Annotated in this window: 21 protein-coding genes; 12 read left to right on the plus strand and 9 right to left on the minus strand. The window is 68.9% G+C overall.

Annotated features, from left to right (window positions below):
* Positions 1–28 precede the first annotated feature (28 nt).
* Positions 29–1,189: a LuxR family transcriptional regulator gene (locus tag KXC42_RS24080; protein WP_219129728.1), complete on the plus strand. Its 1,161-nt coding sequence runs from the start codon at positions 29–31 to the stop codon at positions 1,187–1,189.
* A gap of 5 nt (positions 1,190–1,194) precedes the next feature.
* Complete coding sequence (locus tag KXC42_RS24085; protein ID WP_006550880.1) at positions 1,195–2,148, plus strand: DUF1648 domain-containing protein; 954 nt, start codon at positions 1,195–1,197, stop codon at positions 2,146–2,148.
* A gap of 25 nt (positions 2,149–2,173) precedes the next feature.
* Here KXC42_RS24085 and KXC42_RS24090 read toward each other — a convergent pair whose 3' ends face one another.
* Together KXC42_RS24090 and KXC42_RS24095 are read right to left on the minus strand one after the other, a co-directional pair.
* Positions 2,174–2,791 carry a YqgE/AlgH family protein gene (locus KXC42_RS24090; RefSeq protein ID WP_019290494.1) on the minus strand — a complete coding sequence of 206 codons (618 nt, stop codon included), beginning with the start codon at positions 2,789–2,791 and terminating at the stop codon, positions 2,174–2,176.
* Positions 2,792–2,804: 13 nt separating this feature from the next.
* On the minus strand, positions 2,805–3,473 hold the full coding sequence (locus tag KXC42_RS24095; RefSeq protein ID WP_019290493.1) for a TetR/AcrR family transcriptional regulator: 669 nt from the start codon (positions 3,471–3,473) through the stop codon (positions 2,805–2,807).
* 166 nt (positions 3,474–3,639) lie between these two features.
* Between KXC42_RS24095 and KXC42_RS24100 the strand changes: the two genes are divergently transcribed.
* Together KXC42_RS24100 and KXC42_RS24105 are read left to right on the plus strand one after the other, a co-directional pair.
* Positions 3,640–4,587 (plus strand): NAD-dependent epimerase/dehydratase family protein, encoded by a 948-nt coding sequence (locus KXC42_RS24100; RefSeq protein WP_219129729.1) that lies wholly within the window; start codon positions 3,640–3,642, stop codon positions 4,585–4,587.
* A 4-nt stretch (positions 4,588–4,591) separates the two neighbouring features.
* On the plus strand, positions 4,592–5,890 hold the full coding sequence (locus tag KXC42_RS24105; protein ID WP_373922174.1) for an MFS transporter: 1,299 nt from the start codon (positions 4,592–4,594) through the stop codon (positions 5,888–5,890).
* A gap of 3 nt (positions 5,891–5,893) precedes the next feature.
* Here the strand turns inward: KXC42_RS24105 and KXC42_RS24110 are convergent, their stop codons facing one another.
* From KXC42_RS24110 to KXC42_RS24135, 6 genes are all read right to left on the minus strand, one after another.
* Complete coding sequence (locus tag KXC42_RS24110) at positions 5,894–6,955, minus strand: sulfate/molybdate ABC transporter ATP-binding protein (protein WP_006550885.1); 1,062 nt, start codon at positions 6,953–6,955, stop codon at positions 5,894–5,896.
* Positions 6,952–7,737: an ABC transporter permease gene (locus KXC42_RS24115; RefSeq protein WP_219129730.1), complete on the minus strand. Its 786-nt coding sequence runs from the start codon at positions 7,735–7,737 to the stop codon at positions 6,952–6,954. The genes KXC42_RS24110 and KXC42_RS24115 overlap by 4 nt, the downstream gene beginning before the upstream one ends.
* Positions 7,734–8,486 carry a molybdate ABC transporter substrate-binding protein gene (gene modA / locus KXC42_RS24120; RefSeq protein ID WP_219129731.1) on the minus strand — a complete coding sequence of 251 codons (753 nt, stop codon included), beginning with the start codon at positions 8,484–8,486 and terminating at the stop codon, positions 7,734–7,736. Before modA ends, KXC42_RS24115 begins: the two co-directional genes overlap by 4 nt.
* Positions 8,483–8,887: a molybdopterin-binding protein gene (locus KXC42_RS24125; protein WP_019290487.1), complete on the minus strand. Its 405-nt coding sequence runs from the start codon at positions 8,885–8,887 to the stop codon at positions 8,483–8,485. Before KXC42_RS24125 ends, modA begins: the two co-directional genes overlap by 4 nt.
* Positions 8,888–8,951: 64 nt before the next feature.
* The gene (locus KXC42_RS24130) at positions 8,952–13,007 is read right to left on the minus strand and encodes a bifunctional nitrate reductase/sulfite reductase flavoprotein subunit alpha (protein ID WP_219129733.1); all 4,056 of its coding nucleotides are present in this window, start codon (positions 13,005–13,007) and stop codon (positions 8,952–8,954) included.
* A 141-nt stretch (positions 13,008–13,148) separates the two neighbouring features.
* Entirely contained in the window at positions 13,149–14,603 is a 1,455-nt protein-coding gene (locus tag KXC42_RS24135) for a CCA tRNA nucleotidyltransferase (RefSeq protein WP_219129734.1), read from the minus strand.
* Positions 14,604–14,678: 75 nt separating this feature from the next.
* Between KXC42_RS24135 and KXC42_RS24140 the strand changes: the two genes are divergently transcribed.
* The 5 genes from KXC42_RS24140 to KXC42_RS24160 all read left to right on the plus strand — a co-directional run bounded on the left by KXC42_RS24140 (position 14,679) and on the right by KXC42_RS24160 (position 23,047).
* A complete protein-coding gene (locus tag KXC42_RS24140; RefSeq protein WP_033098068.1) occupies positions 14,679–15,284 on the plus strand; it encodes an NUDIX hydrolase in 606 nt (201 codons plus the stop codon).
* Positions 15,281–17,764: a DUF6049 family protein gene (locus KXC42_RS24145; protein WP_219129735.1), complete on the plus strand. Its 2,484-nt coding sequence runs from the start codon at positions 15,281–15,283 to the stop codon at positions 17,762–17,764. Before KXC42_RS24140 ends, KXC42_RS24145 begins: the two co-directional genes overlap by 4 nt.
* Positions 17,761–21,579: a murein biosynthesis integral membrane protein MurJ gene (gene murJ, locus KXC42_RS24150; RefSeq protein WP_033098070.1), complete on the plus strand. Its 3,819-nt coding sequence runs from the start codon at positions 17,761–17,763 to the stop codon at positions 21,577–21,579. Before KXC42_RS24145 ends, murJ begins: the two co-directional genes overlap by 4 nt.
* A 142-nt stretch (positions 21,580–21,721) precedes the next feature.
* A complete protein-coding gene (sigM, locus tag KXC42_RS24155) occupies positions 21,722–22,270 on the plus strand; it encodes an RNA polymerase sigma factor SigM (RefSeq protein ID WP_033098127.1) in 549 nt (182 codons plus the stop codon).
* Between the two features lie 54 nt (positions 22,271–22,324).
* On the plus strand, positions 22,325–23,047 hold the full coding sequence (locus tag KXC42_RS24160) for a hypothetical protein (protein ID WP_257605942.1): 723 nt from the start codon (positions 22,325–22,327) through the stop codon (positions 23,045–23,047).
* 23 nt (positions 23,048–23,070) lie between these two features.
* Here KXC42_RS24160 and KXC42_RS24165 read toward each other — a convergent pair whose 3' ends face one another.
* Complete coding sequence (locus KXC42_RS24165; RefSeq protein WP_219129737.1) at positions 23,071–23,622, minus strand: TetR family transcriptional regulator; 552 nt, start codon at positions 23,620–23,622, stop codon at positions 23,071–23,073.
* Positions 23,623–23,727: 105 nt separating this feature from the next.
* On the opposite strand from KXC42_RS24165, the gene KXC42_RS24170 reads away from it, so the two are divergent.
* The 3 genes from KXC42_RS24170 (at position 23,728) to trxA (ending at position 26,469) form a co-directional block, all read left to right on the plus strand.
* A complete protein-coding gene (locus KXC42_RS24170) occupies positions 23,728–24,927 on the plus strand; it encodes an NADH:flavin oxidoreductase (protein ID WP_219129739.1) in 1,200 nt (399 codons plus the stop codon).
* A gap of 200 nt (positions 24,928–25,127) precedes the next feature.
* Positions 25,128–26,093 (plus strand): thioredoxin-disulfide reductase, encoded by a 966-nt coding sequence (gene trxB / locus KXC42_RS24175; protein WP_006550899.1) that lies wholly within the window; start codon positions 25,128–25,130, stop codon positions 26,091–26,093.
* A gap of 46 nt (positions 26,094–26,139) precedes the next feature.
* Positions 26,140–26,469 (plus strand): thioredoxin, encoded by a 330-nt coding sequence (gene trxA, locus KXC42_RS24180; protein WP_006550900.1) that lies wholly within the window; start codon positions 26,140–26,142, stop codon positions 26,467–26,469.
* Positions 26,470–26,561: the final 92 nt, after the last annotated feature.

Consider the following 26,561-nt stretch of genomic DNA (forward strand, 5'->3'; position numbering starts at 1 on the left):
CCCACATTCGAGGGGGATACTTCGGGATATGCGCTCTGCACAGCGGTTGAGGGCAGGCATCCACGACGCAGCATCCGCGGCTGCGGACGGGGCGCAGTTTCGCGAGTTCGTGATGGATGTGCTCGGCGCTTTCATTCCGTACGACGGTGGTTGTGTCGCACCCGTGGACCCGGCCGTCGGGGTTCCCACCGGCTTCACCACCCGCGGCCTCGACGACCCAGCCGAGGTACTCCGATTGTCGATCGAGTTCGAGTACGGTCCGGACCTCGATCCGGACAGCCTCTACGCGCTCATGCAGCACCGGTCCGGAGTGCGGCGGATCGAAGAACCCTCCGGCCGCGGACCGGGATACGGCAACAGGCGGTATCTCGAACTCGTGTCGCATCTGGGCATGGGACACGAAGTGCAGCTGGTCTTCCGGGACGGAGACCGTCGGTGCTGGGGTGTCGGTGATCTGCTCCGCGCGTCGGGCCGAGGTTTCTCCGACGCCGAACTCACGATGCTCGACGACGTTCTCGACGACGTCGCGAACGGATTCCGCACCACGTTGATCCGGCACGCATCCGCACGAACACGGAACACGGTCGTCGAGGGCACCGCCTGCGAATGCTCGGGTCCGGCCGTGGTGGTAATCGGGGCGGACGACGAATTCGATTCCGTCACTGCCGCAGCGATGATCTTCTTCGAACGCCTCGGCTGGGAGAGTCCCGCTCGGGGGCGCCCCGGACCGGCGCATGTGATCGCCCGTCAGGTCCGTAGAACACGACCCGTGCCCGCGGATGTGCGTGTCCGCACCCTCGACGGCGAATGGCTCGTACTGCGCGCCGCGATCTTCGACGAGACCGGCCGCGTCGTCATGACCTTCGAGCGGGCACGCTTGCCCGAGGTCGTCGCCCTGGTCACCGCCGCCTACGGTCTGACGCCACGCGAATCGGAAGTACTCGTCGAAGTGCTCGCCGGACGGTCTCGCAACGAGATCGCGAGTCGGTTGTTCATCAGCCCGTACACCGTGCAGGACCACCTGAAGAACATCTTCACCAAGACCGGTGTGAACAGCCGGCGCAGCCTCGTCTCGCGACTCGCGTGTACCGAGTACATGCCCCGGTTCGGTGGCGACCTGCGACCCGACGGATGGTTCGACGAGAGCGGAACGAGGACGGCGCCGGTGGAGGCCCGTACCCTAGGCTGACCCCCATGACGACGCGTCAGGTCGACCCCGTCGGTGCGCTGCTCGGACTGGCCGTTCCGTTGCTGTGTGCCGTGGCCGTACTCGTGCTCACCCGCTCGTGGATCCCACGATTGCCCGAGGAGATCGCCACGCACTGGTCGGGCACGACACCCGATTCGTTCGGGTCACCGATGACCTCGGCGTGGACCGCCGCCCTGCTGATCGTGCTCGTCGGGGGAGGGTGCTGCGCGATCGCCGCGATCGCGCAGGCGCAACTGCTCATGCGTCGCTACATGCTCGCGATCGGTCTCGGGGTCACCGGCACGATCACCGCACTGTTCCTGGCCGGTCTCGCGGGGCAGCTCGACACGACCGACGCCACGCAGGCCGCGTTGGAGGGCTGGCCGGCGGTGCTCGGCATGTGGGTGGGTATCGCGGTGGGCTGGTTCGGGGGACGGCTCCTGCGCGACGGTCGGGAGCGGAAGGCGGCGACCGCCGCTCCGGATCCGGCGCTGCCGCGCGGTCGTGCCGAACTGCCGATCGTCGAGCAGGTGGGCACCGGTGTGGGCACGACGGCGGGACTGTCGCTGCTCGTCCTGATCCCCGCGCTCGTCGTGTGCGGTGCGACGCAGAGCTGGTGGCCGCTGGGTTTGATCGCGCCCGTCGCTCTGCTCGTGCTGGGTCTGCTCCGCTACACCGTGGTGGTCGACGCGGACGGGATCCGGGTGTCGAATCTGGCCACCGACGCGCTCGGATACGACCTCGACGAGATCGTCGGGGCGAAGGTCACCGAGACCCGCCCGTTCCAGGACTGGGGCGGCTGGGGCCTGCGGGCCGAGGGCGGCAAGCGGTACGGCCTGGTCACGCGCACCGGGCCTGCCGTCGTGGTGACCACGGCCTCGGGACACGAATTCACCGTGACCGCAACGAGGGCCGAGGAGATGGCCGGCGCGCTCAACACTCTCGCCGACGCCCGCTGACCGGTCCCGGTCGCCCGAGGGGGGCTCAGTTGCGCTCGACCTCGATGGGGTGCGTCGCGAGCAACGCCATCGGCAGCGGCTGCCGGCGCAGCACCCTCGCCCACACGTCGAGGTGCGCGGGGGCGAGCACATCGGTGGGCAGTGCCGAGACCACCATCCAGTCGTCGTTGCGTAGTTCGCCGTCGAGCTGACCTGCGCTCCACCCCGCGTATCCCGCGAAGATCCGCACACCCTCGACGTAGTGGGCGATGTGCCCGGGGTCGACATCGAGGTCGATCATCACCACTCGGCCGTCGACGTGGCGGATGCCGGGGACGTCGGTGATGTCGGCCCCCACCCGCAGCGTGCCGAGGCACAGCGCCGAACTGCGGTGGACGGGACCGCCTACGAACAGGGTCTTCGGTTCGGCGGCGAGCCACGACCATTGCGGCAGCATGGCGTCGACGGAGGTGTCGCTGATGCGGTTCAGGACGACACCGAAGCTGCCGGCATCGGTGTGCTCGATGATGTAGACGACGGTGCGGCGGAAGGTCGGCTCGGTGAGATCGGTGGCGGAGACGAGCAGGCTTCCGGCCCGCACCCTGGGTGTCGAGGGTGCGGTGCGGTCCTCGGGTTCGTCCTGATGCTGCGCCACGTCAGCCATTCTGTCACCGCCGTCACCGGCGCGTGGGGTGGAACCCGACGGTCTGTGCCAACAGGGCGAGATGATGTTCGAACAGGACCTCGCGGTCCGGAAAAGTGTCGGGGCCGTACTGCCCGAAGACCTCGAAGCTCACGGACCCGAACAACGACGGCCACACCCAGAGACCGCGTGCCAGTACGGAATCCGGGGCCGTGAGGGAGAACTCGTCCCGGATCCGGCCCAGCGGTTCCCCCAGGCTCTCCGGAGGTGGGGCAGCGGCCGTGTCGTCCAATACACCCGCGGCGTGGGCCTCGTCCACGATCCGGGCCAGTCGCAGGACCACACGGATACCGGGTGCGGTGGTGCGCTCGGCCGGGGCAGCGTAACCGGGCACCGGACTGCCGAACAGCAACCCGTAGCGGGCCGGTTCGGCCAGCGCCCACGAGCGCACCGCCCGGCCGAGGGTGAGAAACCGTTCGCGGTGATCGGAGGGGTCGACTGCGTCGACGGCACGGTCGACACTGTCGCCGAGTTCGTCGTAGGCGTCGACGACGAGCAGGGTGAGCAGCTCGTCGCGGCTCGAGACGTAGCGGTAGACGGCGGAGGAGACGACGCCCAGGTCTCGGGCGACGGCACGCAGCGACAGCGCCGCCGCTCCGTGGGTGCCGAGATGCTCGCGGCCGATCCGGAGGATGTCGGCCATCGTCTGTGCGCGTGCGCGCGCCCGTGGTGTCGTCACCGGACCATTCTGCCGTCGAACAGAGAGCACCGTCAACAAATGAGAGCACCGCTCTTGACAAGCACGGCTGCACGGAGGATCGTCGACGTCATCAGAGAGCAGTGCTCACACTTTTCCGAAGCGAGGAATCATGTCGCATCTCCAGGTGGTCGCAGGAGCCGGACCCGTCGGCTGGACCGTCGCCGAACAGATTGCCGCACAAGGACATCGCGTGCGCGTTCTCACCCGATCGGGCAGTGGACCGGAAGGCGCGGGCATCGAACGCCTGCGTGTCGACGTCACGGATCCCGAGGCCGCGGCCGCAGCACTCGTCGACGAAGACGGACTTGTTGCCGACGCGGTGTACATGTGCGTCCACGGGTCGGCCTACCGCGCCGACGTGTGGGCACGCGAACTCCCCGTCGCCGAGCGGGTCGTTCTCGACGCCGCCGCGAACCTGTCGGAGAAGACGGTCGTCGTCTTCCCCGAGAGCCTCTACTCGTACAGCGAACCCGACCGGGTCATGACCGAGGACTCGCCCCGCGAGGCCGACACCGGCAAGCGCGGTGTCCGACGGCAGCTCCTCGCCGCCCGGGCAGCGCATCGCGCACCGACGGTGAGCGTGGTCGCGTCGGACTTCTTCGGTCCGCGGGTACTGAACGCGATGGCCGGCGCACGCATGGTGCCCACCGTGCTCGCCGGGAAGAAGGTGCGGGTGCTCGGCTCGGCCGACGTCCCGCATTCGTTCACCTACGTTCCCGACCTGGCCGCGGCGATGATCGCGGCAGCGGGGGAGCCGACCGTGTGGAACACCGTGATCCACGCACCCACCGGACCGGCCGTGGCACAGCGCGAGATCGCCACCGCCTTCACGCGGACGGCCGGCCTGCCCGCGCCCGCGGTGGGGACGATCCCGTCCTGGCTGGTGCGGGCCGGCGGCCACGTGAACCGGGACATGAAGGAACTCGCCGAGATGCTCTACCAGTTCGATGCCCCGTTCGTCATGGACTCGACCCGCACCGAACAGGTACTCGGCCTGTCGCCCACCCCGCTCAACGAGGCGGCCGCCCGCACCGTCGAATGGTGGCGGAGCCGATAGTGTCGTGCTTGTGCGAGACTCCGGGCAGCAGTCCAGGCAGCGGGCGTGGCGATCGACCGCAACCGCCCTGCGGAACTCGCCGGGTCTCGTACGACTGACCGGAGTGCGGTTCGCGAGCCAGTTCGGTGACGGACTGTTCCAGGCCGCACTCGGCGGGGCGATCCTGTTCAACCCCGAACGTCACACCGACCCGGTGACGATCGCGGCAGGCTTCGCGGTGCTGCTGTTGCCGTACTCGGTGATCGGTCCGTTCGCCGGCGCCCTGCTCGACCGGTGGGACCGGCGCCTCGTCCTCGTCTGGGCCAACCTGCTCCGCGGAGTGTTCATCGCGGCAGCGGCGGCCGTGTTGCTCCTCGGGGGACCGCAGACCCCACTCATGCTGCTCGCGCTCGCCGCCATCGGTGTGAGCAGATTCGTCCTGGCGGGCGTCTCGGCCTCGCTCCCACACGTGGTCGCCCAGTCGTGGCTCGTCCCGGTCAATTCCGTTCTGGCAACGGTCGGTTCGGGTGTCTCGGCGGTCGGGGCCGCCACGGCGGTCGCGACCATAGGATTCGTGGGCGCGGGCGACACTGGCTCCGGGACGGCCGTCCTCCTCGGAGTGAGCGGTTCGCTCGTCGGTGCGGTCGCCGCAGCGGGATTCGCCGCGAATGCCCTCGGCCCCGAGGGAATACGTCCCCGGGCCGTGATCCCCACCGTCCTGTCAGGTCTGCGGACCGGTGCAGGGGCCGTCCTCGAAGCTCCTGGCGTGACGATCGCGATGCTCGGAATCGGCGCGCACCGCATCGTGTTCGGCATCGACACGCTCATCATGGTGCTCGTCCTGCGTGCCGAGGAGAATGGCTCCGACCTGCTCGCGGGATTCTCCGGATTCGGTGTCGCGGTCGCCTGCACCGCCACCGGCATGCTCCTCGCAGCGGTGCTCGCACCGATCCTGATCCCGCGGCTGGGCCGGCCGCGCACCGTCACAGTCGGGTTGATCGTCGCCGCGATCGTGCAGTTCGCGTTCGTCACCACCGTGTCGGCCGGACCGTTGCTCGTCGCGGCCTTCCTGCTCGGCCTCGCCGGTCAGACCATCAAACTCACCGGCGACGCCGCGATGCAGATCGATATCGACGACGCGCGCCGAGGTCAGGTCTTCGCGCTGCAGGACACCGTCTTCAACATCGCCTTCCTCGGCGCGATCGTCGTGGCGGCGTTCGTCATCGACCCCGACGGGCGCACACCCGAGCTGGCCGTCGCAGGTGGGGTCGTCTACCTGATCGGGCTCGTCGCTGTGCTCGTCGTGCGCCGCACGCGGCAGTAGCGATCACGCGCTCAGCGCGGCCGGATGGATCCCCACCTCCGTGGCCTTGACGACGAACCATACGGAGTCACCCGGATGGACGTCGAGGTCGGCGAGTGCCGCCGTCGTGATCTCCGCGGCGATACCCGTATCCGATCGCACGAGCACCGACGAACCCTGCGCCTCGAGTTCCGCGATCCTCACCCTCAGGGCGTTGCGCGGGCTCCCGTGCGGGGCCTCGGTGTAGACGGCGACCGCCGACGGCGCGAAGACGGCGACGGCGGCCGTTCCCGGGACGCAGTCGTCGTGGACGCGGCCGTGGACGAGACCGTCCGCGGATTCCAGCGCCTCAGCTCGCACGATGCCGGTGACGAGATTGCTCCCCGCGATGCGGGCGGCGAAGGCACTGCGCGGTCGCGTCAGCACCCGGCGTACCGGCCCGTCCTCGACGATCCGCCCGGCCTCGATCACGATCACCCGATCGGCGAGGGCGAGCACGTCGAGCGGGTCGTGGGTGACGAGCAGGCCCGTGCGTCCACTGTCGCGCAGGACGCGTCGCAGCAACGACCGCAACACCGGTGTCGCGGTGACGTCGAGCGCGGCCATCGGCTCGTCGAGCAACAGCAGGTGCGGTTCGGCCGCGAGGGCACGTGCGAGTGCGACCCGTTGCGCCTGCCCACCCGATAACTCGTGCGGACGACGATCGGCGAGTGCTGCGGCATCGACCTCCTGCAGCCACCTCTCGGCGCGCACACGGGCCTCACGCCGACCCGCACCCGCACTGCGCGGTGCGAACTCGACGTTGTCCGCGACCGTCAGGTGCGGGAAGAGCAGCGCCTGCTGGGCGAGCAGCACCACCGACCGGTCGTGCGGAGCGACGGCGACGCCGGTCGCGGTATCGGTGAGGACGCGACCGTCGAGTTCCACGCGACCCGCATCGGGACGCAGCAGACCGGAGACCACTCCCAGCAGCGTCGACTTGCCGGCTCCGTTGGGGCCGAGCACCGCGACGATCTCACCCTGCGCGACCTCGAGGTCGACGTCGACATCGCGTGCGGCGACCCGGGCCCGCACCGTCAGGCTCACAGCGGGCGGTCCTTCCGCCGCGAGTACACGGCCACGACGATCACGACGGCCACCAGGATCAACACGAGCGACAGCGCGACGGCGGCATCGGGATCGGTTTCCCGCTGCAGATAGATCTCGAGCGGCAGCGTGCGCGTCACACCCTGGAGGCTGCCGGCGAAGGTGAGGGTCGCGCCGAATTCGCCCAGTGCGCGGGCGAATGCGAGTACCGAACCGGAGACCAGGCCGGGCAGCACGAGGGGCAGGGTGATGCGCCGGAAGACCGTCGTGGGACGCGCACCGAGTGTGGCCGCGACGTCCTCGTAGCGTGAACCCGCACTGCGCAGCGCACCTTCGAGACTCGTGACGAGGAAGGGCAGTGCGACGAAGGTCTGCGCGAGCACGACCGCGGTGGTGGTGAAGGCGATGTGGATCCCGAGCGCATCGAGGTGCTCACCGATCAGTCCGCGACGACCGAAGGTGTAGAGCAGGGCGATACCGCCCACGACCGGGGGCAGCACGAGCGGCAGCAGGACGAACCCGCGGATCACGGCTATCCACCGGAAGCTACTGCGCGCCAGCACCATTGCGAGAGGCACGCCGAGCACGAGGCACAATGCCGTGGCGGCCGCGGAGGTGCGCAGGCTCAGGACGAGCGCGTCGAGGGACGCCGGGGATGTCACGAGCGACGGGAAGGTCGTCCAGTCGACGGTGAGCAGCATCGACACCAGGGGCACGACGACGAACAGCAACCCGAGTGCCGCGGGGACGAACAACCACCGGGGCAGTCCCGTCGCGGTCACGGTATGCCGAATCCCGCGTCGGCGAGGACTGCCCGGCCGTCCGTGCCGGTGACGAAGCGCACGAAATCATCGGCACGAGTAGCGTTGCCGGAATCCGACAGCCTTGCGATGGGATAGACGTTGACGATCTCGGCAGCCTCCGGAACGGACACAACGGAGACGGTCTCGCCGGCGCGCGTCGCGTCCGTGACGTAGACCAGACCGGCGTCGGCCTGACCGGAGGTGACCTTGCCGAGCACGTCGGTCACCGACGACTCCTCCGACACCGGCTCGAGGTCGGTACCGGCAGCCTCCTCGAGTCGCGTGGTGGCCGCACCGCACGGCACCTGAGGTGCACACACGACCACCGAGACGCCCTTACCGGCGAGATCTGCGAACGACGTGATGTTCTGGGGGTTCCCGGGTTCGGTGACGATCGTGAGCGTGTTGGTCGCGAACGGGATCGGTTCACCGGCAACGAGTCCGGCCGCGACGGCGGCGTCCATCGTCCGGGTGTCGGCGGAGGCGAAGACGTCGGCGGGTGCCCCCTGCTCGAGTTGGGTCTCGAGATCGGACGAGCCGGCGAACGAGAATTCCACCGACACTCCGGGGTTCGCCTCCTCGAATCGTTCGGCGATCTCGGTGAACGGCGCCCGGAGCGAGGCCGCCGCATAAACGGTGAGGACATCCGAGCCACCGCCGGTGCCGCACGACGTCAGTGCCGCAGCGGTGAGACCGGCAGCGAACGCGGCGAGCGCCCGGCGCCTCATCCGTCCCCTCCGGGTGTCTCGACGATGACAGTGGTCGCCTTGACGACGGCCACCCCGATGCTGCCCGGCTCGAGACCGAGTTCGTTCACGGCCTCGGTGCTCATGAGCGAGACGATGCGGTGCGGACCGCACTGCATCTCCACCTGCGACATGACGGTGTCGGAGACGACGCGCGTAACCAGCCCGACGAAGCGATTGCGAGCGGAGCTGCCCACCCCGAGCGGATCGGGACCGGCATCGGCCTGAGCGCGGGCGAACTCCGCCAGCTCGCGACCGTCGACTGTCTTGCGTCCGGCGGAATCCTTGCCGGCGCGCAGCAGCCCCTGGTCGATCCAGCGACGGACCGTGTCGTCGCTGACCCCCAGCAACGACGCGGCGTCGCGGATCCGGAGGGAGGTCACGGGTATCTCCGCAGATGCGTCATGAACCCTACGTTATACCCGCATCTGCGGACCGACAAACAGATCAGTAGACATCGCGGACGTACCGCTTGTCGGCGGCCATCTGCTCGACGTACGCCGCGGCGGCGTCCCGGTCGAGCCGTCCGTGCGCCTGCACCACCTCGCGCAGGGCCGCGTCGACGTCCTTCGCCATACGTCCGGCGTCGCCGCACACATAGAAGTGGGCACCGTTCTGCAGCCACTTCCACACCTGCGCACCATGCTCGCGCATCCGGTCCTGCACGTAGATCTTCTGCCGCTGGTCGCGGGAGAAGGCCAGTCCCAGCTCGGTGAGGAAACCGTCGGCGTGCATCGACTCGATCTCGTCGCGGTAGAGATAGTCGGCCTCGGATCGCTGGTCGCCGAAGAACAACCAGTTGCGGCCCGTGTGCCCGGCCTCACGACGGTCGTGGAGGAAACCGCGGAACGGTGCGATGCCCGTACCGGGACCGACCATGATCATGTCGGTCTCGGGTGCCGGTGGCCGGAAGTGCTCGTTGCGCTGCACGAAGATCGGGATGTCCACACCCTTGCTGTGATCCGCGAGGAACGACGAGCACACGCCTGCCCGGGATCGACCCTCGAATTCGTAGCGCACCACCGACACCGTCAGTTGTACCTCGCGCGGGTTCGTCTTCGGGCTCGACGAGATCGAGTACAGGCGCGGACGCAGACGACCGAGGAGGTCCTTCCATTCGTCCCAGGGCGCCTTGAACGGGTACTCGGCGATGACGTCCATCGCCTGCCTCCCGTACAGCCACTGCTGCAGCTCGATCTTGTTACCCGGTCGCAGGAGTTTCGCGAGTTCGGCACTGCCGCTCTGCTTCTGCACGAACCGGAGCAGTTCCGGTGTCACCCGGGTGATGTCGAGGTGACGGGTCGCGGCCTCGCGCAGCGGCACGGTAGGACGGTCGCCGAGTTCGACGGCGGTCTCCGGGTCGAGGGCGGTGACCTGCAGCCATTCGTCGACGGCCTCCGGGCCGTTCGTCGGCATCACCCCGAGTGCGTCGCCGGCCTCGTATTCGAATGCTGGATCGAAGATCTCGAATCCGAACTGACGCACGTCCTTCGCCGAACCCGCACCGCTCAGTGCAATATTGCGGGTGATCCGGGTGACGAGCGGCGAGTTGCGGGTATAGGCAGGGGCCGCGGGAGCAGCCGATGCGACCGGGGTCGTCGAGCCTCCCAGCAGCGGTACGAGGGCGTCGAGCCAGTTCTGCGCGCGCTCGTCCTCTCCGGGTTCGCAGTCGACGCGCTCGGCCAGGCGGGTCGCGCCGAGAGTGCTCAGACGGTCATCGACACGGCGCCCGAAGCCGCAGAAATCGTCGTAGCTCGAATCGCCGAAAGCCATTACTGCATAACGCGTTCCGCTCAGTTCGGGCGCGGTGTCCGCCGCGAGCGACCGCCAGAACGACCCGCCGTTGTCGGGTGGGTCGCCGTCGCCGAAGGTGCTCGTGACGACCACGAGGTCGTCGATGTCCGCCAGCGCGGCGACGTCGAGTTCGTTCAGCCCCCTCAGCCGCACGGCCCGACCGGCATCGCGGAGCCGTTGTGCGCAACTCGCCGCGAAGGATTCGGCGTTGCCCGTCTGCGACGCCCAGGCCACCACGACGACCGGCCCGTCCGGCACCGCCTCGGTGGGCGTCGCGTCGGGAACCGGGGCCGAGTGCGCGTACATCCCGGCGAGCAGTCCGTCGACCCATACCCGCTTGTCGGCCGGGAACGGCGCGGTCGGCGGAAGGGTCGGCGCGGCAGTGATCTCCGCCGTCCTGAGTCCGGCGAGAAGACCTGCGAGATAACCTCGTTCGGCGTCGTCGAAGGTGGGTGCGGGAATCGTCCCGAGTCCCAGCGCAGACTCGAGACGGTCGAGCACCGAACCGCTCTCGAGCACCGGTTCGACCGCACCCGCGACCTTCTCCACCGACACGGCGCAGACCTTGAATTCGGGCTGCAGGGATGCCGGGTCGACGGCGTCGTTCGTCACGGCGTTGATGGCGAGATCGTCGCCGAAGAGGTCGTTCCAGTGGAAGGGCGCGAAACAGTTCCCGGGCAGCACCCGGTCGGTGACGACGGCCGGCAGCACGGCCCGGCCGCGCCGCGATGCGATCTCGACCCGGTCGCCGTCGACGATCGACAGTCGCTGTGCATCATCGGGATTGATCTCGACGAACGGTCCGGGATTCAGTTTGGTGAGTTTCTCGACCTTCCCGGTCTTGGTGAGGGTGTGCCACTGGTGCGGGACGCGTCCGGTGTTCAGGACGAAGGGGTGGTCGTCGTCCGGCATTTCCGCGGCGGGCATGTGCGGGCGAGGGAAGAAACGAGCGCGGCCGTCGGGGGTCGCGAACGCCAGTCGCGGACGGGAACCGTCCTCGCGCACCACCGGGGTCCGGCTCGTCCCGTCGTTGAGATAGCGGACGGGGTGCCGTGTCGCGGCCGACTCCGGCGGGCACGGCCATTGCACGGGCCCTTCCCGCAGTCGGTCGTAGGTCATGCCGCGCAGGTCGTAGCCGGTCTGCGGATTCGCGAATCCGGTGATCTCCTCGAAGATTTCCTCGGCACTCGAATAGTCGAAGGCGTCGCCGAAACCCATCTCCTGAGCGACCCGCGCGATGATCTCCCAGTCGGGCAGCGACTCACCGACGGGTTCGACGGCCTGCTGTAGAAGATTGACGGTGCGGTCGGATCCGACGGTGACATACTCGGATTCGGCCCACAGAGCTGCGGGTAGGAGAACGTCTGCGTACGAAGCGGTTTCGGTCTCGCGATAGACGTCCTGCACGATCACCAGCTCGGCCTTCCCGAGTGCCTCGAGAACGGTGCTCCGATTCGCGATCGACGCCACGGGATTGGTGCAGATGATCCAGCACGCCTTGATCTCTCCGGCGGCCATGCGCTCGAACATGTCGACGGTGCCGGCGCCGCCCTCGGTGCGCAGCGTGCCGCGCGGCAGCGACCAGCGATCTTCGACGAACGCGCGGTCGTCGTCGGAGAGGACACTGCGCTGACCGGGCAGACCCGGTCCCATGTATCCCATCTCGCGGCCGCCCATCGCGTTGGGCTGGCCGGTGAGGGAGAACGGCCCGCTGCCGGTGCGGGAGATCGCCCCGGTCGCGAGGTGCAGATTGCAGATCGCGTTGGTGTTCCACGTGCCGTGGGTGCTCTGGTTCAGACCCATCGTCCAGCAACTCATCCACTCCCCGGCCTCGCCGATCCACTGCGCCGCGGTGCGGATGTCGGCCTCGGCCAGACCGGTGACTTCGGCGACGACGTGCGGTGGGTAGTCGGCGAGGAAGGACTCCATCGCGTCCCAGCCGTCGGTGTGCTTCTCGACGAAGTCGCGGTCGACGTGTCCGTTCTCGACGATCAGGTGCAGCAGACCGTTGAGAAGCGCCAGGTCGGTGCCCGGCGCGATCTGCAGAAACAGGTCGGCCTTGTCGGCGGTCGCGCTGCGCCGCGGATCGACGACGATCAGTCGCGCTCCCGCCTTGACCCGATCCATCATGCGCAGGAACAGAATGGGATGGCAGTCGGCCATATTGGAACCCGACACGAAGAAGACGTCGGCGCGGTCGAAGTCCTCGTACGAGCCGGGCGGGCCGTCGGATCCGAGCGACTGCTTGTACCCGGTCGCGGCGCCGGCCATGCACAGTCTCGAGTTCGATTCCATGTGCGAGGTGCGCAGGTATCCCTTCGCGAGCTTCGTCGCGAGATACTGGGCCTCGAGCGACATCTGTCCCGAGACGTAGAGAGCCACCGCGTCGGAGCCGTGGGCCGAGACGATATCGTTCAGGCGCCGCGCGGTCTCGGCGATTGCATCGTCGAAGGGGAGCGGGGCGACCTCGGCCGCCCGCTCGGAACGCATCCACGCCGTATCGAGCCGGCCCCCGGCCGCGAGCATCTCCGCGCTGGTCGCGCCCTTCGTGCACAACCGACCCCTGTTGGTCGGGTGATCCTTGTCTCCGTATGCCCTCACCACGCGTCGGTCACCCGTCTCCGGGTCGACGGCGACGTCGAGGAGCATCCCGCATCCCACACCGCAGTAGGAGCAGGTGGATTTCACCGTGGTGATCGCGTCCTGCATCCCGCAACTCCTCGACACCGTCTCGACTACGCCGGTGTCCATGCTGGAGAAGCGGTGTTGCGGTGGCGTCACCCGCGGTGAGCACGCGGTGACATCTGGCTCACGCCGCCGTCACGACGATGTGAGATCAGACGTTCGGAGTCAGGCCTCCTGCTGCTGTGCCCACCACTCGAGCAGCGCGGCCTCGGCCTCGTCGCGCTCGAGCGGGCCGCGGTCGAGCCGCAGTTCCTTGAGGAAGTTCCACGCCTTGCCGACCGTCGGACCTGCGGAGATACCCAGCAGTTCCATGATCGCGTTGCCGTCGAGGTCGGGCCGGACCTTGGCGAGATCCTCCTCGGCGGCGATGCGCTCGATCCGTTCCTCGAGACCGTCGTAGGTGGCCTGCAGCGCGGCGGCCCGACGCTTGTTGCGGGTCGTGCAATCGGCGCGCACCAGCTTGTGGAGCTTCGGCAGCAGCGGCCCGGCGTCGTGCACGTAACGGCGCACGGCCGAATCCGTCCACTGTCCCCTGCCGTAGCCGTGGAAGCGCAGGTGCAGGAAGACCAGACGGCTGACGTCCTCGATCATCTGCTTCGAGTACTTGAGGGCGCGCATGCGCTTGCGCACGAGCTTCGCTCCGACCACCTCGTGGTGGTGGAAACTGACGCCGCCCTGCGGCTCGTTGCGTTTGGTGTCGGGCTTGCCGATGTCGTGCAGCAGCGCGGCCCACCGCAGGACGAGATCGGGATCGCCGTCCTCGAGGTCGATGGCCTGCTTCAGGACGGTCAGCGAGTGCCAGTACACGTCCTTGTGCTGGTGGTGCTCGTCGATCTCGAGCTTCATCGCGGGGATCTCGGGGATCACCCGCTGCGCCAGACCGGTCTCGACCATCGTGTCGATGCCCTCGATCGGATAGTCGCCGAGGATCAGCTTGTCGAGCTCGGCCTGCACCCGCTCGGCGCTGATCCGCAGGATCTCGTCGGCCATCGAGACGATCGCGGTGTGCACGCGCTCGGTGAGGGCGAAGCCGAGCTGGGAGACGAACCGCGCCGCGCGCAGCATGCGCAGCGGATCGTCGTGGAAGGAGTCCTCGGGCTTCGCCGGGGTGTCGAGCACGCCGGCGAGCAGGGAGTCCATGCCGCCGAGCGGGTCGACGAACTCACCCGCACCGTCCGGTCCGATCCGCACGGCCATCGCGTTGACGGTGAAGTCGCGGCGCACGAGATCGTCCTCGAGACTCGTGCCGTACTTCACGATGGGGTGACGCGTGACACGGTCGTAGGCGTCGCTGCGGAAGGTGGTGATCTCGAGTTGCTCGAGTCCCTTCACCGCACTGATGGTCCCGAAGTCGATACCCGTCTCCCACTGGTGGTCGACGAATCCGCGCAGCAGCTCCTGCACGACCTCCGGACGCGCATCGGTGGTGAAGTCGAGGTCGGTGCCGAGGCGACCGAGCACCGCGTCGCGCACGCTGCCCCCCACGAGATACAGCTCGTGTCCGGCTTCGGCGAATCGCGCCCCCAGCGGGGCGAGGATGTCGGACAGATCGCGCAGAGTGGCCTCGGCTCCGGCGAGCAGCCGGGTACGACGGTCGGTGTCTGCGGTGGGGGAGTTCACGTCTTTGCACCTTACCGAGCAGCGCGTTCGTGTGGTTGAGCCGGGACCGACGTCGGTCCATCTACTATCTATGAGGTGTCGCCCGCCGAACGTGCCAACCGTAACCGCCGCAGCTCGCGGCGGCGTGGCGCGGGCGCAAAGAAGACCGCACACGGTGCTTCGCCCGGATCGTCCGCTTCGCCCGGACCTCGCATGCGGACCGTCCGCGAGACTTCCGCGGGAGGTCTGGTGGTCGACGGACTCGGTGGTCCGCCCGAGAAACTCTGCGCAGCCCTGATCGGCCGCACCGACCGGCGGGGACGCCTGCTGTGGTCGTTGCCGAAGGGCCACATCGAGCAGGGTGAGACCGCCGAGGAAACCGCGATGCGCGAGGTCCGCGAGGAGACCGGCGTGCGCAGTTCGGTGCTCGCCGAGCTGGGCAGCATCGATTACTGGTTCGTCACCGAGGGCCGCCGGGTCCACAAGACCGTGCACCACTATCTGCTGCGTTATCTCGGCGGAGAACTCTCCGACGCGGACGTCGAGGTCACCGAGGTGGCGTGGGTGCCGCTGCGCGAACTGCGGACCCGCCTGGCGTATGCCGACGAACGCAAGCTCGCCGACATCGCCGATCAGCTCATCGCCGAGATGGACCACACGCGACTCCCCGATGCCGACGAACCGGGGGCCCCACGCGGATGACGGTGGTGGTGTCCCGGGCGGGCGCCGCGGTGCTCGCCGTGCTCGTACTCGTCCTCACAACGGCAGGCGTGACGCCTCTTCTGCCGACGACTCTTCTCCCGACGGCCTCGGCGAATCCGGCCGCAGCCCAGACCGACCCCGACGAACCGCGCTTCCTCGAGTTGAGTATCGACGAGGTGACGCCGCAGACGGTGACTCTCACGAGCGAGTCCGTCGTCACGGTCCGCGGCACGGTGGCGAACATCGGCGACCGGGACGTCGAGGACGTCTGGGTGCGGCTGCAGCGCGCACCGGTGGTCTCCGACTCCGCAGCGCTGCGCACCTCGCTGTCCCTCGACCAGGCCGGATTCGACACGGTCGGTGAGTTCGAGGAGGTCGCCGACCGGCTGGGGCAGGGCGAACGTGCCGACTTCGAACTCGAACTGCCGCTGCGCTCCGATCTCGTGCCGTCGCTCGACATCGACACTCCCGGCGTCTACCCGCTGCTGGTGAACGTCAACGGGGTCCCCGAATACGGCGGGGCGGCCCGGCTCGACGACGCACGCTTCCTGCTGCCCGTGCTCGCGGTTCCCGCGAGCGACGAGGTCACCGAGGAGACCGAAACCGGGAACGGCGGGTCGCGGGGCACGACCCGCTCGTCCGACGACGGCCGGCTCGACCGCGAGGAGAAGGCGTTCCCCGCCGTACCGCCCGACGTGTCCCGCCCCGCCGCGGTCACGATGCTGTGGCCACTGGCCGATCGGCCGAGGCTCGCCGCCGGCGTGGCCGGTTCCGGCACCGAGCCGGTACGCCTGGTCGACGACGACCTTGCGGCCTCGCTCACCGAGGGCGGGAGGCTCGACGGTCTGCTGCGCGCCGTCGAGGACACCGCCCGCACCGAACCCCGCGTCCTCGAGGGACTGTGCCTGGCCGTGGACCCGGACCTGCTCGTGACCGTCGCGAACATGACGCGCGATTATCTCGTCGTCGAGGATCCGAACGAACCGACCGGCGATGCGCGTCCGGGCTCGGGCACGGATGCCGCGGTCGCCTGGCTCGAGCGGTTGCGTGCCCTCGCGGCGACGACCTGCACGTTGGCCGTGCCGTTCGCACAGGTCGACCTGACCGCGCTCGGCGACCTCGCCGACTCGTCCCTGACCGACTCCGCGCTCGAATCACCGGCGGCCATCGTCGACTCCATCCTCGGCGTCACCTCCACCCCGGGCGTGATGTGGCCCGACTCCGGCGTACTCACCGAGAAGACCGGATCGATGCTCGCCGCCGACGGCCCGGTGACCGCTCTGGTGTCCGACAACGCCCTCGAGGGCGGACGCGCCCTGCTCGCGGGCACGTCGTCGACGCCGTCCACCGCGCCGGGCGGCAACGGCTTCCGGATCTCCGGTGTCTCCGGCCTCACCGCCGCCCTGTTCGACTCGTCCGCGTCCGCGGCACTGGCCGGGATGGGCACCGACCCGCAGACGCCGTCCTTCGTCCCCTCCTCGGCGCGCTACGACCTCTCCCGCGATTCCTCGACGGCCCGCCTGCAGGACGCCCTCGGCGCGCTGGCCTGGCCGGCCATGGTGCCGACGGTCAGCGAGGTCACCGGGGCGGCACTGCCGGCCGCAGGCCGATCGGTGCTGTTCGCGCCGCCGCAGAACTGGTCGGCATCGCCCGACGACGCCGCCTCCGTGCTGTCGATGCTCTCCACGCTCGTCCGCTCGGGCCTGACCACGCCGCGACCGCTCGCCGCGCTCGTCGACGCGGCCGCGAACACCGCGAACGACCCGACGGCCTCGATGCTGGTCTATCCCGAGCAGGCGATCACCGACGGCGCCTCCGCGACGGTCGTGTCCGAGGCCGAGGAACAGATCGGCCGCCTCGACGCGATCCAGACGGCGCTGGTCGAGGACCCGCAGGCCCAGCTCACCCCGCAGCAGTTCACCGCCCCGCTGCGCGAGGACCTGCTGCGCGCGATGAGCCTGGCCGGTCGTCGCGGTGCCGACGCCGACGGTGCCTACGCGACCGGCGAGCACCGCGCCTCCGAGGTGCGGGAGGCCGTCGACGACATCTACGACGCCGTGACGGTCATCTCGACCGGCGGTGTGTACACCCTGACGTCCGAACAGAGTCCGCTGCTGCTCACCGCGCGCAACGACCTGCCCGTGGGCATCACCGTGCGGCTGCAGGTGGACGCGCCCGACACGGTGGACATCACCGATATCGGGCCGACCCAGCTCCCGCCGCGTGGCAGCCGCACCCTCACGGTGCCGGCTCAGATCAGCGACTCGCGGAACCTCCGGTTGGAGTTCGCACTCACCACCGACTCCGGCCTGCCTCTCGGCAGCTCGACGACGGTGACGGTACGTTCCAATGCGTACGGCCAGATCCTCGCCGTCGTCACGGGATGTGCGGGAGCCCTCCTGCTGTTCCTGGCGGGCAGGCGACTTCTGCACCGGTTCCGGGGAGAGCCGGATCCAGCCGACGAAGGGTATGAGAAATGACCGGGAACTCCACACGGGACGACGTGGAGACACACCCGAACCCGGGACCGTCGGACTCTCCCACCACCTCACCGGACGTCACGGGTGCCGGTGCGGGTCGCCGCAGGCCGCAGAGCCTGCTCGCGGCGACCGGCTCCATCGCCGTGGCGACCCTGGTCAGCCGCATCACCGGCTTCCTCAAGCAGCTGCTCATCCTGACCCTGCTCGGTGCGAGCGTCGCATCGTCCTTCACCGTGGCGCACCAGATCCCCAACATGATCTCCGAGCTGGTGCTCGGCGCCGTCCTGACCTCGATCGTCGTGCCGGTGCTGGTGCGGGCCGAGCGGGAGGACCCCGACGGCGGTGAGGCCTTCGTCCGGCGACTGTTCACCGCGGCGCTGGTGCTGCTCGGCACGGCGACCGTTCTCGCGGTGGCCGCAGCCCCGGTCCTGACCACCCACGTCTTCCTCGACGAGTCCGGCAAGGTCTCGACGTCGCTGACCACAGCGCTGTCGTACCTGCTCCTGCCCGCGATCATGTTCTACGGGTTGTCGGGCCTGTTCACGGGCATCCTCAACACCCGGCAGGTGTTCAAGCCGGGCGCCTGGGCCCCGGTGTGCAACAACCTCGTGGTGCTCACCGTGCTGGTGATCTACTACCTGATGCCGGGCGAGATCACGCTCGATCCGGTGCGGATGAGCGATCCGAAACTGCTCGTCCTCGGCATCGGCGTGCTGCTCGGCGTCATCACGCAGGCGATGTGCCTGGTACCCGCGCTGCGCCGCGAAGGCATCAATCTCAGGCCGTTGTGGGGTCTCGACGACCGGCTCCGGCAGTTCGGTGGCATGGCCGCCGCGATCGTGCTGTACGTGCTGATCAGCCAGGCCGGGATGGTCTTCGCCACGCGTGTGTCGTCAGGCGCCGACGAGGCAGGTCCCGCGATCTACAACAACGCGTGGCTGCTGCTGCAGCTGCCCTACGGCGTCCTCGGGGTCACCGTGCTCACCGCGATCATGCCGCGCCTGAGTCGCAACGCCGCCGCGGACGACACCCCGGCCGTCGTCGACGACCTGTCCGTCGCGACCCGCCTCACCATGATCTCGCTCATCCCGATCGTCACCTTCCTGACGATCGCGGGTTCGCAGGTCGGCGCCGCGCTGTACGGCTACGGCAACTTCGGCGGCAGCAACGCCGAACGCCTCGGCCAGGCGGTGAGCTGGTCGGCGTTCACGCTCATCCCGTACGCGCTGGTGCTCATCCACCTGCGCGTGTTCTATGCCAGGGAACAGGCCTGGACCCCCACCTGGATCATCCTCGGCATCACCGCCGTCAAGATCGGCCTGTCCGCGCTGGCGCCCGTCGTCGCGGCGAACGACGAGCAGGTGGTGCTGCTCCTCGGCGCGGCCACGGGCGTCGCGTTCACCGTCGGAGCGTTCATCGGCGGCTATCTGCTGCACCGCACACTCGGCGACCTGCAGATGGCGAACGTCGGACGCACCGTCTGGCACGTCGTGCTCGCGTCGCTCGCCGCGGCGATTGTCGTGCTCGTCACCGACCGTCTCCTGCAACTCGACGTCCTTGCCGACCGCTTCGGGGGCATCGGCTCGCTCGTGCGGGTCGGGCTCAACGGTGTGCTCATGGTGCTCGTCGCGCTGGTCGGGATGTACCTGCTCAAGGTGCCCGAGATCCTCGCGATCGAAGCGGCCGTGCGACGGAAGGTCGCGGCACTGCGCGGCACCGCCCCGGTCGAGGAGGCCCCCTCCGAACCCGAGACCGGAACCACCTCCGACGAGGCACCGGCTCCCGCCCCCGTCCCGCGTCCGCGCTACGCCGAATCGGATGCCGAGAAGACCGTCATCCTGCCGCGTATCGACTACGGCGAGTACGGCGTCGGACCTTATGACGCCATCACAGAGGTCATGCCCGCCATCAGGGACGTGCCCGGTCGCAGCAATGCGCACGGACAACTCCCGTACCCTGATCAGCAGCAGGTACGGTCCGGGAGCCGTCGACCACGGTTCTTCGCGGCCCCCAGCGGCGACCCGCGTCTGCACACCGGAAGTGGACGAGTCGACAACGAAGGAGTGAGGGTGAGCGACGACCACGCTGCCGGCAAGTCCACCATCGATGCCGCCGCACGGCAGAAGTCTGCCGACAAGGACGGCAAGCGCCCGCCGCGCGATCCGAACCTCGACACGGGTGTCATCCCCGTCGGATCCCCGCAGCTCCCGCCGGTGCGTGTCGCGGGCCCGGCCTCCCAGCCGCGCCGTCCGATGCGCGGCCCCGATCTCATCGCCGGTGCCTCGGTCGCCGGTGGTCGCTACCGTCTGCTCGCCCCGCACGGAGGCGCGCGCGGTCTGCGTTTCTGGCAGGCACTCGACGTCAAGCTCGATCGCGAGGTCGCGCTGACCTTCGTCGACGCGGAACAGCGCGCGGCCGACGGCACCGGCCCCGACTCGCCGCAGGCCGTGCTCTCGCGCACCCTGCGCCTCGGTCGTATCAATTCGCCCGGACTCGCCCGCGTCCTCGACGTGGTGCGCGGCAGCTCGGGCGGCATCGTCATCTCGGAGTGGACTCCCGGCCGGTCGCTGAAGGAGATGTCCACCACCGAGCCGTCGCCGATCGGTGCGGCACGCGCGATCCGCGCGCTCGCGGCCGCCGCCGAGGCGTCGCACCGTGCGGGCAGCGCGCTGTCGATCGACCACCCGGATCGCATCCGCATCAGCGTGGCGGGTGACGCCGTGCTGGCCTTCCCCGCGACCTTCTCCGATTCCGACGCGATGTCCGACGTGCGCGGTCTCGGCGCGAGCCTGTACGGACTCATCACCGGACGGTGGCCGCTCGGTGAGCCATCGGCTCCGGGCGGCGTTCCCGTCCCGCACCACAGCGGTGCCACCGTCGGCGGAATGCCGGAGCCCGACCGCAAGGACGGTGTGCCGGTGGAGCCGCGCGTCCTGCGTCCCGATGTGCCGTTCGAGATCTCGGCGGTCGCGGTGCGTGCCCTGTCCGAGGACGGCGGTATCCGGACCGCCGCGACCGTGCAGCACATCCTCGACCAGGCGTCGGTCGTCGATCAGAAGACCGAGATGATCCCGGCACTGCGGATCGGGCAGCGCGCTGCCGCCGCGGAGACGCATGCACTCGCGGATCCCGAAGCGCTGGAACAGAAGAAGAAACATTCGCAGCGGATGCTCATCGCCCTGGCCGCGCTCGGTGCCACGACGGTGCTGTTGCTCGCGCTCATCGGATGGTGGATCGCGAACCTGCTCGCCGGCGATGCCGACGATGCTCCGCTGACGAGTCAGGAGTTCGGTCTGACTCCCACTGCCGAGGCACCCGCCGAGGAGGGGGCGGGCGACGAGCAGGTCGAGGCCGCGCCGCCGCGACCGGCGGCGAGCGCTCCGGTCTCCGCGACCTCCGTGTCGGTGTTCTCGCCTCAGGGCACACCCGATTCGCCCGCCACCGCGTCGCAGGCGATCGACGGTGATCCGTCCACCTCGTGGAGCACCGATGCCTACTTCGATCCGTTCCCGTCGCTGAAGAACGGTGTCGGACTTCTGTTCACGCTCGCCGACGCGTCGGAACTGTCCGCGGTGAAGGTCACCACCGACACGCCGGGCACGGTCGTCGAGGTGCGCAGCGCACCGTCCGAGTCGACGTCGCTCGATCAGACGCAGGTGATCGGTTCGGGCACACTGGCTTCCGGTGAGACCACGATCCCGGTCGAGGCGGACGGCCAGACTTCGCACGTGCTGGTGTGGATCACCGATCTGAGCTCGAGCGGCGGAAGCAACAAGAGTTCCCTCTCCGAAGTGGAATTCGAAGCCGCACGCTGACCGCGGACAGCCGGGCGGAATCGTCCGGATCGGCTACCATCCGCGCGTGCGAATTTTCGGGGGGATCGCAAAAATCGCCGTGCCCGACGGGGGTGTCGACGACGGCGGAAGCGTGTCGGACGGGGTGGCGTCCGATGGAGCAGTGTCGGATGCCGAGCTGCTCGCAGCACACATCGCAGGCGATCGGCATGCCTTCTCCGCCTTGCTGGCACGACATCACGACCATCTGTGGCAGGTCGCGCGGCGGACGAGTTACTCGAACGAGGACGCGGCCGACGCGCTGCAGGAGGCACTGCTCTCGGCGCACCGGAGGGCTTCGGGTTTCCGGGAGGACGCCGCGGTCCGCAGCTGGTTGCATTCGATCGTCGTCAACGCGTGCCTCGATCGCATCCGCCGCAATCGTGTCCGCGTGACCGTCCCACTGTTCGAGGACGATTCGCACGACCTGCGTACCCCGCGCGATCCCATCCACGACACCGAGATCGCACTCGACATCGAATCCGCCCTGTTCGCACTGCCACCCGACCAGCGGGCAGCCGTCGTCGCGGTGGATGTGGAAGGTTTCTCCGTCCGGGAGGCGGCGCAACGTCTCGGTGTTCCGGAGGGAACGGTCAAGAGCCGCTGTGCCCGCGCGCGGAGCCGGCTCGCAGTTCTTCTCGACGACCTTCGCTCCGAGGGGAACCGATCGTGATCCTCCTCCGTCTTACTCTGGTGAGGGATGCCGAACCGCGGAGGAGAGTCGCGCATGAACGAGGACGAGATGCGTCCGTCGAACTCCGCCGAGATGCGCCCGCCGTACTCCGCGGAGTTGCTCGCCGATCTGCATGCCGGGGTGCTCGACGAGGAGCTCGCCGCCCGGTTGTGGCCGCGCGTGCGCCGCGATCCCGGGGCCGTCGTGTATCTGGCGCGGCTCGACGCGACGCAGGCGCGGTTGTCGGCCCTGCGCGGCGCTCCACCGAAAGAATCGATTCCGCCCGAGATCGCCGCGCGTATCGGTGCCGCGCTCGCGGAGGATCGATCCGACGACCGGTCCGATGTCCGGTCCACACCGTCCCGCATCGCACGGCGTCGCCGGTGGGCGGTGGCCGGTGCCGCGGTCGCGGCTGCAGTGGCGGTGTTGCTCGTGGTGGTCGTGCGCGAAACGGCTTTCGGTAGCGACGACCCGACCGGTGTTCCCGTCGCGGCAGCGGAAGACGAGGTCCTGTTCGAACCCTCCACCCTGCGGGCGATGATCGGCGACACCGATCCCGGTCTCCTCGGTGGAGCCGATCGTCTCCGAGAATGTCTGGACGCGAACGGTTTCGAAGGCCGGTCACCGATCGGTTCACGCGCGGTGCGGTACGCCGGCGACGATGCCGTCCTCGTCCTGTTGAGCGGACCGGACGCACCGGCGCTTACCGCTCTGGTGGTCGGAACCGACTGCGACGCAGATGATCCCGCGATATTGGTCCGCAAGACGATCGGCTGACCTTTCGGCGCTCGGGTCCGGCGCTACGCCACGGTCGACAACAGTTCCAGGATCCGCGCGCGCAGCGCGGGTGTGTCGTCCTCCGCGGCGATGAGGCCGGCGAACAACGCCGACCCCGCTGCCATCACGAGCACGGCCTTGGCGTCGATCTCGACGTCCGAGCCGTCGCCGTCGGCGAACAGGGCGGTGCTGGGGCCGCTGAACGTGCGCCAGAGCGTGTTGCGGAGGTCGTCGTGGTCCCGCAGTGCCGCGAGAAGCCCCGGGAGCGCAGCGCGGACCTCCGGCCGGGAGAACAATTCGATGCTCCCGGTGACCACCCATTCGATCCAGCCCTTGCGATCGATGCCGTTGTAGGGCGTCAGATCGGGTGCGGAACCGAGCAGTGCGTCGAGCACCAGGTGGGCCTTGGTCGGCCACCGACGCGTGAGTGCGGCGCGGCCGACGCCGGCGCGGGCGGCGACCGCCCGCAGGCTCAGCCCGTCCCAGCCGTGGGAGCGGAGCATCTCGCGGGTGGCGGTGAGGACGTCGTTGTCTATTCGGGGGTCGCGGGGGCGCCCCGGAGCGGTGCTGGGCATGGGATCCGTGATGTCGGGACCGAGTGGGAATCGATCTGGCGCGGAGTGTGACGAGCGTTATAGTCGAAGCGCAATTACGATACCACTGGCATCGAAAGTAGGGGCATGTCTTCGCCGCGACCCACCGTGTTCGAACCGGCCCGACTCGGGCCGCTCACCCTCCGCAACCGCATCGTCAAGGCGGCAACCTTCGAAGGGGTCATGCCTCGAGGAGCCGTCAGCGACGAACTCGTCGAATTCCACGTCGAGGTCGCCCGCGGCGGCACCGCCCTCACGACCGTCGCCTACTGCTCGGTCTCCCACGACGGCCGCGTCCACCGCGACACCCTCGTGCTCGACGCCGACTCCGTCCCCGGCCTGACCCGGCTCACCGACGCCGTGCACGCCGCCGGGGGTCTGGCCTCCGCGCAGATCGGCCACGCCGGACTCGTCGCCAACCAGATCTCCAACAAGATGAAGACGCTCGCGCCGTCCACGCGCATCAGCGCCCCCGCCATGGGGCTCGTCCGCGGCGCGACACTCGAGCAGCTCGATCGGGTGGTCGAGGACTACGCACGCGCCGCGCGCTTCGCCGTCGAGGCCGGATTCGACGCCGTCGAGGTCCACCTCGGGCACAACTACCTGCTCAGCTCCTTCATGAGCCCGAATCTCAACAAGCGCTCCGACAAGTACGGCGGCAGCATCGAGGGCCGTACCGCCTTCCCGCGTCGCGTGCTCGAGGCCGTCCGCACGGCGGTGGGGGAGGGGGTGGCCGTCATCGCGAAGTTCAACATGACCGACGGCGTGCCCCAGGGTCTGTGGCTCGACGAGTCCCTGCCCATGGCCAAGCTCATCGAGTCCGACGGCACCATCCATGCCATGCAGCTCACCGGCGGGAGCTCGCTGTTGAACGGGATGTACTTCTTCCGCGGCGACGTCCCCATGAAGGAGTTCCAGGCGTCGCAGCCGAAGGTCGTCGGCTGGGGACTGAAGGTCTACGGGCCGAAGATCTTCCCGAAGCTCCCGTTCGAGGAGGCATTCTTCCTGCCCATGGCCCGGCAGTTCCGCGAGGAACTGAAGATCCCGCTGATCCTGCTCGGCGGCATCAACCGGCTCGACACTATCGAGACGGCGCTCGACGAAGGCTTCGAGTTCGTCGCCATGGGCCGCGCGCTGCTGCGTGATCCGTATCTCGTCCGCAAGTTCGAGGAGAAGACGGCACACGAAGGTCTGTGTATCCACTGCAACAAGTGCATGCCGACCATCTATACGGGCACGCGTTGCGTGATCCGCGAGACGCTGCGGGACGTGCCCGGCGCGGCCTGAGACCGTACCGGTTCGCATCGAGGGCGGGCCGGTCGGGCGACCGGCCGGTCCGTACAGGGCGTCTGTGGCGGGACGCACGGCGGAAGGGGAACAACACCGTTTACCCTGGTGTTGACAGTATCTGTAGGCTGCCGTCCGGTTCCGGCCGGATCGCCCGCAGTCCTCGCGCCCCCGTTCACCCAACCGGAAGGCTCCGCCGCATGACGACCTCGCCCACGATTCACGACCTCATCATCGTCGGTTCGGGACCGGCCGGATACACCGCCGCCATCTACGCGGCCCGCGCCGAACTCACCCCGCTCGTCTTCGAGGGAACGCAGTTCGGTGGCGAGCTCATGACCACCACCGAGGTCGAGAACTTCCCGGGCTTCAAGGACGGGATCATGGGCCCGGAACTCATGGACCAGATGCGTGAGCAGGCACTGCGTTTCGGCGCCGATCTGCGCACCGAGGACGTCGACGAGATGGACCTCACGGGCCCGGTCAAGACGGTCGTCGCCAATGGCGAGACCTACCGCAGCCACGCCGTCATCCTCGCGATGGGCGCCGAGCCGCGTTACCTCGGTGTGCCCGGGGAGTCGCAGCTGCTCGGCCGCGGCGTTTCCGCCTGCGCGACCTGCGACGGCTTCTTCTTCCGCGACCAGGACATCGCCGTCGTCGGCGGTGGCGACTCCGCGATGGAGGAGGCGACCTTCCTGACGCGCTTCGCGCGCAGCGTCACCCTCATCCACCGCCGCGAGGAGTTCCGCGCCTCGAAGATCATGCTCGAGCGCGCCCGCGCCAACGAGAAGATCCGCTTCGTCACCAACGCGAAGGTCGCCGAGGTGCAGGGCGAGAACAGCGTCACCAACCTCGTCCTCGAGGACACCGTCACCGGCGAGCGCAGCGACCTGCCGGTCACCGGCTTGTTCGTCGCCGTCGGCCACGACCCGCGCAGCTCGCTCGTCAAGGGTCAGGTCGACCTCGACGACGAGGGCTACGTGAAGGTCTCGGCGCCCTCCACCGCGACCTCCGTGCCGGGTGTCTTCGCCGCGGGCGACCTCGTCGACCACACCTACCGCCAGGCGATCACCGCCGCCGGCACCGGATGCTCGGCGTCCATCGACGCGGAGCGGTGGCTCGTCGCGAACCGCGAGGTCGAGGCGCCGACGCTCGCCGAGGCCTGATCCACCACCCCGTTCCACATTCCACCCCGAGATTCAGGAGACATCCGTGGCCGACAAGAACACCGTCACCATCACCGACTCGTCGTTCGTCGAGGACGTACTGCAGTCCGAGAAGCCCGTCCTCGTCGACTTCTGGGCCACTTGGTGCGGTCCGTGCAAGATGGTCGCTCCGGTTCTCGAGGAGATCGCGGCCGAACACGGCGACAAGCTGACCGTCGCCAAGCTCGACATCGACGCCAATCCGTCGGCCGCACGCGACTACCAGGTCATGTCGATTCCCACGATGATCCTCTTCTCCGGTGGCAAGCCGACGAAGACGATCGTGGGGGCCAAGGGCAAGGCGGCGTTGCTTCGGGATCTCGCGGACGTCCTGTAGTACCGTCCCAGGATCAACCTCTCGGATGTGCCCGTGAGCCCGTCTTCACGGGCACATCCTTCATCCCACTCCCGTTCGATGCTGCCCAGCCC

Origin of the sequence: Rhodococcus sp. LW-XY12 (assembly GCF_019317345.1) — a bacterium.
Lineage (GTDB): Bacteria > Actinomycetota > Actinomycetes > Mycobacteriales > Mycobacteriaceae > Rhodococcus > Rhodococcus pyridinivorans.